The sequence below is a fragment of the Acetobacter aceti NBRC 14818 genome, from assembly GCF_000193495.2.
In the GTDB taxonomy this organism is placed as follows: domain Bacteria; phylum Pseudomonadota; class Alphaproteobacteria; order Acetobacterales; family Acetobacteraceae; genus Acetobacter; species Acetobacter aceti.
On record NZ_AP023410.1, the window covers coordinates 188649 to 201438 of the forward strand.

10 protein-coding genes are annotated in these 12790 nt (G+C 55.3%); 5 read left to right on the forward strand and 5 right to left on the reverse strand.

All coding sequences use genetic code 11. The features are described from left to right. The first annotated feature begins 63 nt into the window (after positions 1-63). Entirely contained in the window at positions 64-762 is a 699-nt protein-coding gene (locus EMQ_RS00825; RefSeq protein ID WP_018307640.1) for a hypothetical protein, read from the forward strand. Positions 763-1081: 319 nt separating this feature from the next. Here EMQ_RS00825 and glyS read toward each other — a convergent pair whose 3' ends face one another. Together glyS and EMQ_RS00835 are read right to left on the reverse strand one after the other, a co-directional pair. Then, entirely contained in the window at positions 1082-3157 is a 2076-nt protein-coding gene (gene glyS / locus EMQ_RS00830) for a glycine--tRNA ligase subunit beta (RefSeq protein WP_018307639.1), read from the reverse strand. Between the two features lie 3 nt (positions 3158-3160). Next, positions 3161-4063, reverse strand: a complete 903-nt coding sequence (locus EMQ_RS00835) for a glycine--tRNA ligase subunit alpha (RefSeq protein WP_010668107.1) — start codon at positions 4061-4063, stop codon at positions 3161-3163. A gap of 149 nt (positions 4064-4212) precedes the next feature. Between EMQ_RS00835 and EMQ_RS00840 the strand changes: the two genes are divergently transcribed. The 4 genes from EMQ_RS00840 to EMQ_RS00855 all read left to right on the forward strand — a co-directional run bounded on the left by EMQ_RS00840 (position 4213) and on the right by EMQ_RS00855 (position 8208). After that, on the forward strand, positions 4213-5880 hold the full coding sequence (locus tag EMQ_RS00840; RefSeq protein ID WP_010668108.1) for a dihydroxyacetone kinase subunit DhaK: 1668 nt from the start codon (positions 4213-4215) through the stop codon (positions 5878-5880). Positions 5881-5932: 52 nt separating this feature from the next. Further along, complete coding sequence (locus tag EMQ_RS00845; RefSeq protein WP_010668109.1) at positions 5933-6406, forward strand: YbaK/EbsC family protein; 474 nt, start codon at positions 5933-5935, stop codon at positions 6404-6406. A 169-nt stretch (positions 6407-6575) separates the two neighbouring features. Continuing rightward, the gene (locus EMQ_RS00850; RefSeq protein ID WP_132012011.1) at positions 6576-7568 is read left to right on the forward strand and encodes a hypothetical protein; all 993 of its coding nucleotides are present in this window, start codon (positions 6576-6578) and stop codon (positions 7566-7568) included. Further along, a complete protein-coding gene (locus tag EMQ_RS00855; RefSeq protein WP_132012010.1) occupies positions 7561-8208 on the forward strand; it encodes a hypothetical protein in 648 nt (215 codons plus the stop codon). The genes EMQ_RS00850 and EMQ_RS00855 overlap by 8 nt, the downstream gene beginning before the upstream one ends. Before the next feature lie 47 nt (positions 8209-8255). Here EMQ_RS00855 and msrA read toward each other — a convergent pair whose 3' ends face one another. From msrA to EMQ_RS17090, 3 genes are all read right to left on the reverse strand, one after another. After that, positions 8256-8801: a peptide-methionine (S)-S-oxide reductase MsrA gene (msrA, locus tag EMQ_RS00860; RefSeq protein WP_010669166.1), complete on the reverse strand. Its 546-nt coding sequence runs from the start codon at positions 8799-8801 to the stop codon at positions 8256-8258. 234 nt (positions 8802-9035) lie between these two features. Continuing rightward, entirely contained in the window at positions 9036-11729 is a 2694-nt protein-coding gene (locus tag EMQ_RS00865; RefSeq protein WP_010665726.1) for a valine--tRNA ligase, read from the reverse strand. Positions 11730-11869: 140 nt separating this feature from the next. Then, complete coding sequence (locus tag EMQ_RS17090; protein ID WP_231367887.1) at positions 11870-12790, reverse strand: DUF2497 domain-containing protein; 921 nt, start codon at positions 12788-12790, stop codon at positions 11870-11872.

The window sequence follows — 12790 nt, forward strand, 5'->3', positions numbered from 1 at the left end:
TGCACGTATATGTTACGCTTCTAATGGCAGTGGTGAGGCAGCGACTGCTTTAGGAGCGAAATCGTGGATGATGATCAGAAAGGTCGCGGAGTAAATCTTGAAGAAGCTGAACAATTACGTCGGCTGCTTACAGCGCTTGAGGAGCAGGTGAGAAGCCGTCAAGGTCAAGCTGGCGTAGATGAGCTCTCGATGGAAGTTGCGAAGATACGAGAAGCGGTTCAGGCCGGAAATCGTACAACTCTCTTCACGGAGATCTTCAAATCGGTTCGTAGCATCGCTGAAGGAATTGTTGGCGCTACAATTTACGACCTCATCCCCAACGGGGTAAAGTCTTCACTTAAAGAGGAGCTACTCGGGGCACCTCAAGACCCCCGCGATGTCGATGATAGACGCCTTTACGCAATTCGCGTTCAGATTATGTGCGAATCGGTGTTAGCTTTTCAATTCGCCGTCAATACATGCTTGCCATTTGCCTTTACTTTGAACGGCTTAGATATGCGTATCTGGTGCGGTCCTCAGTTGGCGGCAATGTTACGATTAGCTTTTGAGAATAGCGGCATCGAATACGCGGTCAGTGAGGATTTTGGAATAAGACTTCACGTTCTGTCGGCACGGGAGGCAACGATTGTGAAAGCATGGCTGTCGCAAGTCCGAGAAAAAGTTGCACTCGCGGTCTTGCGAGTGTCTGGATCATCACCAGAGGAAGCGGTAATCGACGCTTTGGCGGAGCTGTATACGATTTTGCCCCAGATCCGGCCGTAACGACGGCGGGGGGAGGTAAGCTGATCACTGTCGGGGGCGGCATTATCGCTGTCGCCTGTTCTCGAAGGATGTTGCTATGCCAAACCAATGCAAATCGTGCAGGGGTTACGAGACAGAGTAAAGGTATAGTGAGGTGGGATTGGTGGTGATGTCTGCTTGTGAGCATTTGTGTCGGGAGTCCGACAATCAGCTTTTCCCCTCCAAGCCAGCCATTCAAATAATTGGCCACAGATAACAAATAAGCCAAACAACAAAAAACCGGGACAGGCCACACCCATCATCCCGGTTCCATTAGCGCATCAGAGCCATTCAGCTCCAATCACCCATCAATCTGGCTGAAATCCGCAATCAGACGCGTCATCCGCACCAGTTCCGACAACAGCTTCAGACGATTGCCACGAACCTGCGCATCATCGGCATTGACCGTCACCTTGTCGAAGAACGTGTCCAGCACCGAGCGCAGGCTGGCGGCCTCACGCATCGCATCCGAATAGCGCTCCTCGCCAAAGGCCGCTTCCACCTTGGGAATGACCGCACCCAGCGCATTGGCCAGAGCGATTTCCTCCGGCTGCGTGTAAAGCGCGGCATCGGGTGTCCCTTCGTGCGGGCCGTCCTTCTTGTCCTCGATCCGCAGAATGTTCGCAGCCCGCTTGGTCGCGGCAAGCAGGTTCTTTCCATCCTCCGTCGCCAGCATGGAAACGAGCGCATCCGTACGGGCCAGCAGACGCACGATATCGCTGTCCGTATTGCCAACCGAAACGGCGGCGAGAATGTCGTGACGCGCGCCTTCACTACGCAGCTGCACGCGCAGACGTTCGGCGATAAAGCCCGGCAGCAGATCCAGATCAGGTGCGTTCTGAAGGGCAGGGGGCAGAGCCGCGGACGCCTTCACGAACAGTGCCACCAGATCAAGACGCAGACTGTTGGTGCGGATCAGGTTGATAATCCCCAAAGCTGCGCGACGCAGGCCATACGGATCGCCGGAACCGCTCGGCTTCGCGCCCACAGCAAAGAACCCGACCAGCATGTCAAACCGGTCAGCCAGCGCGAGGGCGATGGAAACTGGAGCCGTCGGCACAGTATCGGCAGGACCGCGCGGCATATACTGCTCGGCAATCGCGGTGCAGACATCCTCAGGCTCATGGTCGTGACGGGCGTAATAACCGCCCATCACGCCCTGCAACTCGGGGAACTCGCCGACCATACCGGTGGAAAGATCGCTCTTGCTCAGCAGCGCGGCGCGCGCGGCATGGGACGGGTTGGCACCCACCATCGGCGCGATGATCTCCGCCAAACGCACAAGCCGCTTCACGCGTTCGCCCTGACTGCCGAGATCGGCATGGAACGTGACGCGGTCGAGGCCCGCAACACGTGACTCAAGTGTCTGCTTGCGATCCAGATCCCAGAAATGACGCGCATCGGAGAAGCGGGCGCGCAGCACGCGCTCGTTGCCGGCAATGACCTGTGCGCCGCCATCACTGGGTTCGATATTCGCCACAAACGCGAAGCGTGGCGCTGCGGTACCGTCGCTATGGCGCAGCGCAAAGTAACGCTGGTTCACGCGCATGGAGACCTGCATCACCTCGGCAGGCAGTTCCATGAACGTCTCGTCAATGCGACCGAGCAGCGGCACCGGCCATTCGACCAGTCCGGCGACCTCGTCCACCAGTCCGGCATCGGGGACGATGTTCAGCCCTTCCTGTCCGGCCAGTTCATTGATGCCTTTCAGGATGGTCTGACGACGCTCCGCTGCATCGATCAGCACACGCCGTTCACGCAGCCCATCGCGCCAGCTGTCAAAACCGGAAACGGTGAACGGCTCTGCACGGGTCGCGCCAACCGGGAAGAAGCGATGCCCTTCCGTCTGGTTGCCGCTCTTTAGACCATGGCCATTATCCGTGTCCGTCGCTAGTGAGAAGGGAACAACTGTCCCATCGAGCAGACACAGGATACGGCGAAGCGGACGCACCCACGTAAAGCTGCTGCCCGTGCCCCAGCGCATCGACTTCGGCCATGGGAACTGGCGGAGGATCTCAGGCAGACGCTCGGCCAGAGAAACCTCGGCGGAAATGGCGGGCGTCTGACGGTTCAGCACCCAGAAGCCGTTTTCCAGAACCAGATCGTCCTTGGTCACGCCATGCTTGCGTGTGAAACCGGCCAGAGCCTGTTCCGGCGCGCTCTCGCGTGGGCCGCGTTCGGAAACGGTTTCAGCCGGGACCTCGGTGTTCAGACCGCAGGTAAGGGCGATGCGACGCGGACCGGTAAAGGTCTTCACATCACGAGGATTGAGGGCGGCAAAGGTTTTCTGGAACAGACGCGCCAGATCCTCGCCCGCCGTTTCCTGCATGCGGGCCGGGATTTCTTCCGAGAGAAGTTCGAGCAGAAGTTCAGCCATGACTCAGCCCTCCACCTTCTTTGTGGCAGCTTCTTCGGCCAGCCAGGTTTCACAGCAGAGTTTCGCCAGCGTGCGGACGCGACCGATATAGGAAGCCCGCTCGCTCACGCTGATGACGCCACGCGCATCGAGCAGGTTGAACAGATGGCTGGCCTTCAGACACTGATCGTACGCAGGCTGGGCCACACCCGCTTCCGCCAGCGCCACAGACTCCTTTTCGGCGTCAGTGAAGTGGCGATGCAGCATCTCCGTGTTCGCCAGCTCAAAGTTATGCCGCGAGTAATCACGCTCGGCTCGCAGGAACACGTCGCCATATTTCAGACCGGCGTCGTTGAAGGCGAGGTCATAAACGTTCTCGACGCCCTGCACATACATGGCGAGGCGCTCAAGCCCGTAGGTCAGTTCCGTGGACGGGACCGACACAGGGATACCGCCGACCTGCTGGAAGTAGGTGAACTGCGTCACTTCCATGCCGTCACACCAGACTTCCCAGCCCAGCCCCCATGCGCCGATGGTCGGGTTCTCCCAGTCATCCTCGACAAAGCGGATATCGTGCAGATCCGGGTCGATCCCGATGGCGCGATAGCTCTCCAGAAGAAGCTGCTGGCTCTCTTCCGGCGTCGGCTTCAGCAGCACCTGATACTGGTAATAGTGCTGGAGCCGGTTCGGGTTCTCGCCATAGCGCCCGTCGGAAGGGCGGCGGGACGGCTGCACGTAGGCTGCCTTCCACGGAGTGTCGCCCAGAGCCCGCAGCGTGGTATGCGGGGAGAGCGTACCCGCGCCGACCTCGATGTCGTAGGGCTGAAGGATGGCGCACCCTTGGGCCGACCAGAAGCGATGGAGGGTCAGGATCAGATCCTGAAACGACAGGGGTTTGCCGGTAGGGCGAGGGGACGCCGGGTCCATGGGACTTAACAAGCTCCGCTTATATGCAGGGGCGGGCACCATACAGTGATGAAGCCGGAACGGAAAGAAAGGAGCCGGAGGGGACCGTCGTGCGTTGCGGGAATGGCAGCTCTCGGGGCTGTTTCTTGTCTCCTGACGGACAGGAGGGCATGACTGGGACAAACAAAAAGAAAGAGACCAAGCCGATGAAGCGCTTCTTCAACTCCCGTGAAACTCTGGTGACGGAATCGCTCGACGGCCTGTTGCGTTCTTCCATGGGGCAGCATCTCTGCCGCCTCGACGGCTATCCCGAGATCAAGGTTGTCCTGCGCAAGGAGCGGAATCCAGAGCATGTGGCGATCATCTCCGGCGGTGGCTCCGGCCACGAACCGGCCCACGCGGGATTTGTCGGTGAGGGCATGCTGGACGCGGCGGTCTGCGGCTCCGTGTTCGCGTCGCCCGGCGTCGATGCCGTTCTGGCCGCGATTCTGGCCGTCTCCCGAAAAGCCGGATGCCTGCTGGTCATCAAGAGCTACACCGGAGACCGCCTGAACTTCACGCTGGCCGCCGAGCAGGCCCGCGACATGGGCATCCCCGTCGAAACGGTGATCGTGGGCGACGACATCGCGCTTCCCGGCAGCCGTTATCCCCGCGGGCTGGCCGGAACCGTGCTGGTCCAGAAGATTGCCGGTCACGCAGCCTCACAGGGCGAGCCTCTGGAGGTCGTGGCCCGCAAAGCGCGGGAAGCCGCAGAGAAAATTGCGTCGATCGGTCTCTCCCTGACGGACTGCAACGCCTACGACACCGCGCACGAAACCCGGCTGGAAAAAGGGCAGGCCGAACTGGGCCTTGGCATCCACGGCGAACCCGGCGCCCAGCAGATTGACGTCGCCAAGGCGGACAGCCTCATGGAGCAGGCGGCCGCCGCGCTTCAGAAGGCGCTTCCCGGGGGTGAGAAGAAATACGCCCTCCTGCTCAACATGCTCGGCAGTGTACCGCCGGTCGAAATGACACTGCTGCTCGAAGCCTTTGCGAAAACACCCCTCGCAAAACAGGTCGAACTCATTATCGGGCCAGCGCCCGTCATGACGGCTCTGGATATGAACGGCTTTTCGCTGACCGTCATCGAACTGACTGACGATATTGCGGAGGCGCTGAAGGCATTCGTCGAGCCGCCCGCATGGCCCGGCGTCGCGATTTTCGGCAAGCCCGCTCTCCGCAGGATGCCCGCGCTTCCGAAAACCTTCGAGACCGCGCCGTCTTCCAACCCGCAACTGGAAGCCCTGATGCGCATCGGAGCCGAGGCCCTGATCGCAAACGCGGACAGTCTCAATGCGCTCGACGCCAAGATTGGCGATGGCGACGCAGGCTCGACATTTGCTGAGGCCGCAAAGGAAATCCTCAATGCGCTGGACCGCCTGCCTCTCGCTGATCCGCACGCGCTATTCAGCACCATCGGGCGCGTGCTGGCCCGTCACACTGGCGGTTCCAGCGGGGCTCTTCTGTCGGTTCTGTTCTCGACAGCAGGCCGCAGCACGTCATCATGGGCCGTGGCGCTACAGGAAGGACTGGGGGCCATGCAGACACTGGGAGGCGCGAAACCGGGTGACCGGACCATGATCGACGCGATTGATCCGGCTCTGAAAGCGCTGGCTGAGGGCGGCTCGCTCAGGGACGCGGCAACAGCAGCCCGCAAAGGAGCCGACGCCACCAGAAAGATGGGCAAGGCTCAGGCCGGACGGGCATCCTACGTGCCGGAAAGCCAGATGAACGACGTGCCGGATCCCGGCGCGGAGGCGATCGCACGGCTGCTGGAAGCTATGTCTGCATCGTCATGATTGAAGAAGGGGTCCCGCTGTTTCGGGAATCCCGTTGCCAGAGGCATGAAGTATGAGTCTTGAATCTGTTAAAGCCTTTTTCGCCGCCAATGCGCCCGACGTGGAGATCATCGATCAGGGCGCAAGCACGGCCACCGTCCCTCTGGCAGCGCAGGCGCTGGGCGTGAAGGAAGGCCAGATCGCCAAGACACTGGCCATCAAGGTGGGCGACGAGCGGGTTCTCGTCGTCATGGCCGGAGATGCGAGGCTCGATAACCGCAAGACCAAGGCCGCCTTCGGTGCACGCCCCAGAATGCTCCCCGCCGAAGAGGTGCTGGAACTGACCAGCCACCCCGTCGGCGGCGTGTGCCCGTTCGGTCTGCCTCAGCCGCTGAAAGTTTATTGCGATGTCTCATTGAAGATGTTTGACGAGGTCTATCCGGCGGCTGGGTCGCTCACGAGTTCCGTGCGGCTGACACCGGCGCGTGTGGCGGAATTGGTGGATGCGGGGTGGGTGGATGTTAGTCAGGATATAGCAGAAGTGTAGTTTTGAGGCTACTTTCTAATTTCTAAAAATATTCTTTGGAGGTGAAGAAGATTAATTCAAGTTTCAAAGATATTATGTATAATTTTTATGTTTCAAAAGGTTCTTGTGTATAAATTTTTTATCTATATATTTGATTTTGTATACTTTATTTTTGTGTGAGTAGCATTAGATGCGTCAAAATGAAGTTATTTTTGCAAATTTCACATTGCGATTTGGGAATGGGCCACAGGACAAAGTTTTTCTAGATTTGGCTACAGAAATAGTTCTTCCAGCCTTTTTTGATTCTGGGTTAATCCGTAATTATGGCGATAAAACTAGCTACTTTTTTCATAGACTGTCATTGAAGAAACTAGAAAAAGAAAATGACGATTCTTGGGTGATCTACGGCCAATTTATAAAAAACACGACAATTTCACGCGAGCAAATTTTTAAAGATGGTGAAGGAATAGTTCGCAATCCAGCAGAATTGGCTACCGCACCATCAGCTTTCTTTGTATTGATACTTAGCAATCATCGAATTATTTATCTTTCCGAAACAAAAGATGCTCCTGATTTGAAGGCATTTAAAGCAACCGTATTGCAATTTGTTCGTAAAAAATATGAATTTTATATAAATAAATTGCATGAAGAAAATAAGGAAAAAAAGAATTATCTAAGAACTATATATAAGCCTCCTACTTTAGAGGTGGTTCCTCTTACGGGAAAAGAGGATATATCAGATTTTATTGATCGTTATAAAATACTTCGTCGTATTGAATTTGATATAATTATTCCAAACGAGGAAATTGATGCAAAGCAGATGTTTGATGCGATGAGAGATTTTTCTCAAGCAGTAGATTCAACAAAAACTCAATTTATAATGCAAAATAAAAACGGATTAGATGCAGATCAAGCTAAGGAAGAAATTGAGGAAGCGACCAGAAAAGGCAATCAAACAGTCCATGTTTCTGGTGTTGACCATAATAACCAAAAACTTGTTGGTAATAACGAAGAGTTTAAAATTAGCACTCAATTAGTTAAACCAGAAGTCTCTGAGATAGGTAAAGCTAGGCAGTTGTGGAGTATTTTTAAAAAATACACGAAAGAAAAAATGATAGATTTTGGAGGAACAAGCACGCAAAAAGTATTGAGCCTTCCTGATGTGCGAAATAAAAATGAATAATATAGAAAACGAAATATTTCATGATAAAAATATTTTTTGTCTTTATAAGGAAGCTCGGAAATATGTTGTTTCTGTAAGTAATATAATTGTGTCAATTTTTTTTGGAGTTTCGTTTTTTATTTTATCGGCAATAGGTTTGTTTTTAGTTCACGGATTATTTGATTTTTCTAAGATTCCATCCGTCATTCGGACAGAGGTGTCTTTAGGAATTTCATATACATCAAGTATACTTGGTTTTTTGGTGTCTGGATTCGCTTTATTTTTTGCTCTTATAAGCAAAAAAGAAATTAAGAAATTGGTTTATACTGCGTATCCTATCAAAAAAAATAATGAAAAGAAAATAAGCTGCATGAGAATGACACTTTATAGCTTTATGTATGTTTTTGTGCATTATGCTTTGTTTCTTTTATTGTGTCTCTTAGTATCTTTGTTTTTTCCTGAAGGTGGTCCTCTCCAATATATAACAACATATATTTTTAATTCTCATCAATATATAATGAAAATTACTTGTTTGATATTTTTATCTACTATATCTGGGTGGTTTATTTATATAGTAATGCTACTTAAATCATTTATTTGGAATCTTTATCAGTCTATTCTACTGTCAATTGCATTAGGTTTTGAAGAAGATAGTGTTTGAATTTTATCTATTATTTTTGATCGATAATATATTTAGATTTTGTATTTTCAGATATAATTTGATGCTTTCTGCAAACCTGCAAAAACCTTCCGCATCTTCACAACCTTCGGCGCAACAACAACCTGACAATACCCATTGTCAGGATTTCGTCTGAAGTAGTCATCATGCTCCGCTTCCGCAGGCCAGAATTTGCTCAGCGGCTCAATTTGCGTGACCAACGGCGCACTCCATAGGCCAGACTGTTCGATTTCCTGCCTGACGGTTTCCGCCGTTTCACGCTGTTCCTCACTGGTCCAGAAGATGACCGACCGATACTGAGTGCCTCTGTCGTTGCCTTGCCGGTTCAGCGTGGTCGGATCATGCAGCGTGAAGAAGATCCGCAAAAGCTGGGCATAAGAGATCACTGCCGGATCAAAGATAACTTCCACGACTTCCGCGTGACCGGTGAGGCCGGAGCAGACCTCTTTATAGGTCGGGTTTTCGGTCTTGCCGCCCGCATAGCCGGACTGCACGCTCAGGACTCCGTTGATGGAGACCAGGACAGCCTCTACGCACCAGAAGCATCCTCCACCGAGTATCGCAGTTTCAGTCATGGCGCGTCCTGTCAGTTCATTCTGTGAAGGTTTCTCTTACCTTTAACCACATATGGGTGACAGGGTTTCCCCGCCACCCACGCATAAGGGGAAACCCGCAAAAGCCCCCCAACAGCATGATCTTAAATATAAGAAGTTTTTGGTGAAGCTTTTTTCAAAAAGCTTCAAAGAACACCGCCTTTTTGAAAAAAGGCGGCACCCAAAAACGTTTATCTGCTTAAAAAAACTCAGCACTCACCCCAGACGGGCGAGTGCTGCCTTCAGACGATCCCGGTCACCCTGCTGCGTTACCAGACGCTCGCGGGTTTCCTCAACGACTTCCGGTTTACCACGGGCGATGAAGTCGGCATTGCCCAGCTTGCGCTCGGTCTTTTCGATTTCACCTTCCGCCTTGGTCAGTTCCTTCGCCAGCCGGGCGCGTTCAGCATCCAGATCAATGATATCGGCAAGCGGCAGAACCAGCGTCGCTTCATCAAGCACCGCCTGAGCCGAGCCTTTCGGCACATCGCCGTCCAGAACGCCGATTTCGGAAACGCGGGCCATACGACCGATCGTTTCCTTCCAGCGTGTGGCCCGATCCTGCGTGGTGGCCGACGCATCCTTCAGTAGCACAGGCGACAGACGGGAAGGGGGCACATTCATTTCCGAACGCACAGTGCGGATTTCGGAAATAAAGCGTGTCAGCCAGTCGATTTCCTCAACAGCCGCCTCAGCGCCCGGCACGGTTACAAGCACTGGCCATGTCGCGCCCATGAGTTCGCCACGCGGACCATAGCCGAACTCGTGCCAGAGCGTGTCGGTGACAAACGGCATGATCGGCTGAAGCAGACGCAGGATCGTCTCCAGCACCCACGCCGTGACAGCGCGCAGTTCGTCGGCTTCCGGCGTTGTGTCGCCCGAGAACAGCGGCTTGGTCAGTTCCAGATACCAGTCGCAGAAACGGTTCCAGACAAAACGGTAGCAGGCACCGGCATATTCATCGAAACGATAGGCTTCGAGCGCGCTGGTCGCCTCGCTGATGGCCTTGGACGCTTCGAAGATGATCCAGCGACCGAGCGGGCTCTGCACGGTCGAGGGATCGAAGCCCTCAACCGGCTTCACACCGTTCATTTCGCAGAAACGCGAGGCATTCCACAGCTTGGTGACAAACGCCCGGTGGTCTTCCACGCGCTTCGGACCAAATTTCAGATCACGTCCAACGCCGGTCAGCGCGCAGATGGTGAAACGGACCGCATCCGCGCCGTACTGATCGAGCAGTTCCAGCGGGTCGATGCCGTTGCCCTTGCTCTTCGACATTTTCTGGCCGCGCTCGTCGCGCACCAGACCATGAATGAAGACGGTGCGGAATGGCACATCCTTCATGAAGTGCAGGCCCATCATCATCATCCGGGCGACCCAGAAAAAGATGATGTCAAAACCGGTGACCAGCACATCGGTCGGATAATAGCGGGCCAGGTCCGGTGTCTTTTCAGGCCAGCCGAGGGTAGAGAACGGCCACAACGCGGAGGAGAACCACGTGTCCAGCACGTCTTCATCCTGCGTCAGCTCGACGTCTTCCCCGTAATGGGCTTTCGCCTGCTGCTTCGCGTCGGCGTCGTCATACCCGACGAAAACAGCGCCATCCGGACCATACCAGGCCGGGATACGATGCCCCCACCAGAGCTGGCGCGAAATGCACCACGGCTGAATGTCCCGCATCCAGGCGAAGAACGTGTTCTCCCACTGGCGCGGCACGAAGGTGACATCGCCTTTTTCAACAGCTTCAATCGCCGGACCGGCGAGAGTGGCGGCGTCGCAATACCACTGTGTCGTCAGGCGCGGCTCGACCACGGCGCCACCACGTTCGGCGTGCGGCACCTGATTGGTGTGCGGCTCGATCTCGACGAGGTAACCCAGCGTCTCAAGCTCGGCGACAATGGCCTTGCGGGCGTCCTCGCGGGACTTGCCTTCCAGACCGCGCACAAAAGCAGGATCGGCCAGACCGTCCACGGTGTGAAGATCGTCCTCGATTTCCGCGAGCGTAACGGCAGCACCTTCGTCCAGCACTGTCAGCATCGGCAGGTCATGACGCTTGCCGACTTCAAAGTCGTTGAAGTCATGAGCTGGGGTGATCTTGACCGCGCCAGTGCCTTTTTCCGGATCAGAATAAGTGTCGGCAACGATGGGAATGCGGCGGCCGGTCAGGGGCAGGACAACAAAGCGTCCGACCAGAGCCTTGTAACGCTCGTCCTCGGGATGCACGGCAACAGCCGTATCGCCCAGCATGGTTTCCGGACGGGTCGTGGCGACCACAATGGATTCACCCTCAGCGTCCGCGACCGGATAGCGGATATGCCAGAGATTGCCGCGCACTTCCTTGTTCTCGACCTCAAGGTCGGAAATGGCGGTCCGGAAATGCGGGTCCCAGTTGACGAGGCGCCGGTCACGATAGATCAGCTTCTCACGGTACAGCGTGACGAAGACTTCCTTGACGGCCTTGGACAGCCCGTCATCCATGGTGAAGCGCTCGCGCGACCAGTCGAGGGACGAACCGAGGCGACGAAGCTGGCGGGTGATGCCGCTGCCGGATTCACCCTTCCATTTCCACACACGATTGAGGAACTCTTCGCGGCCAAGCTCCTGTCGCGTGGTGTTTTCGCCTGCCAACTGACGCTCAACCACAAGCTGGGTTGCAATGCCTGCGTGGTCCGTGCCCGGCTGCCAGAGCGTGTCGCGCCCCTGCATACGCTTCCAGCGGATGAGCGTGTCCTGCAACGTCATGGTCAGCGCATGCCCCATATGGAGCGTGCCGGTGACGTTGGGCGGCGGGATCATGATGGTGAAAGGCGTGGCCTTGCTGTTCGGATCGGCAGCGAACCGTCCCTCAGTTTCCCAGGTTTCGTAGAGCTGGGCTTCGGTGTCGTTCGCCTGAAACGTTTTGCTGAGCATCGCCTCTAACCAGATGGAAGGTGTTTGAACAAAAAGAAACGCAGCGCTTGTGTGCGCTGCGTTTCCTCATACCGCTTCGAGCGGGTCTCTGACCAGTCGTCCCGAACTGTTGCCAGTCGGTCGGACCGGGATCAGAGTGATCAGCGGTCGCTAAGACGCTCGATCTCTTTCTGAACAGCCTGCTGCACGATGCCGGACAGGTGCTGATCCAGCCATTCCTTGAGGAATGCACGGACTTCATCGCGAACGATGTCTTCAATGGTCAGGTTTCCACCACGCGTGATAGCCACTCGTCTCTCCTTGTGTTCAAAAGATTGTTTGCGGCGCAGCATCTGCTGCAGCGCACCAAAAGAATGTTCCGTAGCGCCGACAGTCTGCTTGTCCAGAGCGATCTGTACGGGGTCCGGTGCATCAGAGTCGGAATAGCCGGCGGCCGTTTCCGCCGGAGTTCTGTTCTCGCTCATTCTGGTCCTAGCCTGTTGTGTCTCGACAGTCTCCACCAGGTGCGCTGGTCGAGACAAGGGGGGAACTACAGGTAATGATGTTGGCAGGGTGGGGACGGGGACATGAGGTTCGGTTTCTGCCGTTACCGAGTCATGTGTCTCTGCAGGCTGAGCGGAAACGGTTTCCGGTTCAGGTGCAGGAGATGGCGGGGGAGCAGCAACGGGCTCTGGTTCTGCAGGAGCGGGCGCTTCAGCCACGGGAGCTGGCGGCTCAGGTTCTGGTTCCGGCTCTGGTTTGTGCTCAGCTTCTGGTGGCGGTGGAACTGGAGCATGAGCTTCTACAGGTGCTGCCTGCTCCTGCTGTCCTGCGTGTTCGTGTACTTCCGGCTTTTCCTCATCCACAAACATGGATGAGTCGAGCACGAGAACACTGTCGTCATCGTCCTGCGCGGGCGGTGTTGGTGGAGTAACGGGTTCCTCGGCTTTCGGCTCCTCAGGCGTAGCAGCCTGCCGGGATGCTGCGTGAGCCTCTTTTCCTTCCTGCAGAATGCGACGGATGGAACTCAGAACAGTGTTGATGGAACCGTTTTCCGGCTGCGTGTCGTTATTCTCTGTCAT

Coding starts and splice junctions, on each gene's coding strand:
- glyS (WP_018307639.1), bottom strand. CDS start 3,157: ATGGCTGAACTTCTGCTCGAACTTCTCTCGGAAGAAATCCCGGCCCGC.
- EMQ_RS00835 (WP_010668107.1), bottom strand. CDS start 4,063: ATGGACCCGGCGTCCCCTCGCCCTACCGGCAAACCCCTGTCGTTTCAG.
- EMQ_RS00840 (WP_010668108.1), top strand. CDS start 4,213: ATGACTGGGACAAACAAAAAGAAAGAGACCAAGCCGATGAAGCGCTTC.
- EMQ_RS00845 (WP_010668109.1), top strand. CDS start 5,933: ATGAGTCTTGAATCTGTTAAAGCCTTTTTCGCCGCCAATGCGCCCGAC.
- EMQ_RS00850 (WP_132012011.1), top strand. CDS start 6,576: ATGCGTCAAAATGAAGTTATTTTTGCAAATTTCACATTGCGATTTGGG.
- EMQ_RS00855 (WP_132012010.1), top strand. CDS start 7,561: ATGAATAATATAGAAAACGAAATATTTCATGATAAAAATATTTTTTGT.
- msrA (WP_010669166.1), bottom strand. CDS start 8,801: ATGACTGAAACTGCGATACTCGGTGGAGGATGCTTCTGGTGCGTAGAG.
- EMQ_RS00865 (WP_010665726.1), bottom strand. CDS start 11,729: ATGCTCAGCAAAACGTTTCAGGCGAACGACACCGAAGCCCAGCTCTAC.
- EMQ_RS17090 (WP_231367887.1), bottom strand. CDS start 12,790: ATGACAGAGAATAACGACACGCAGCCGGAAAACGGTTCCATCAACACT.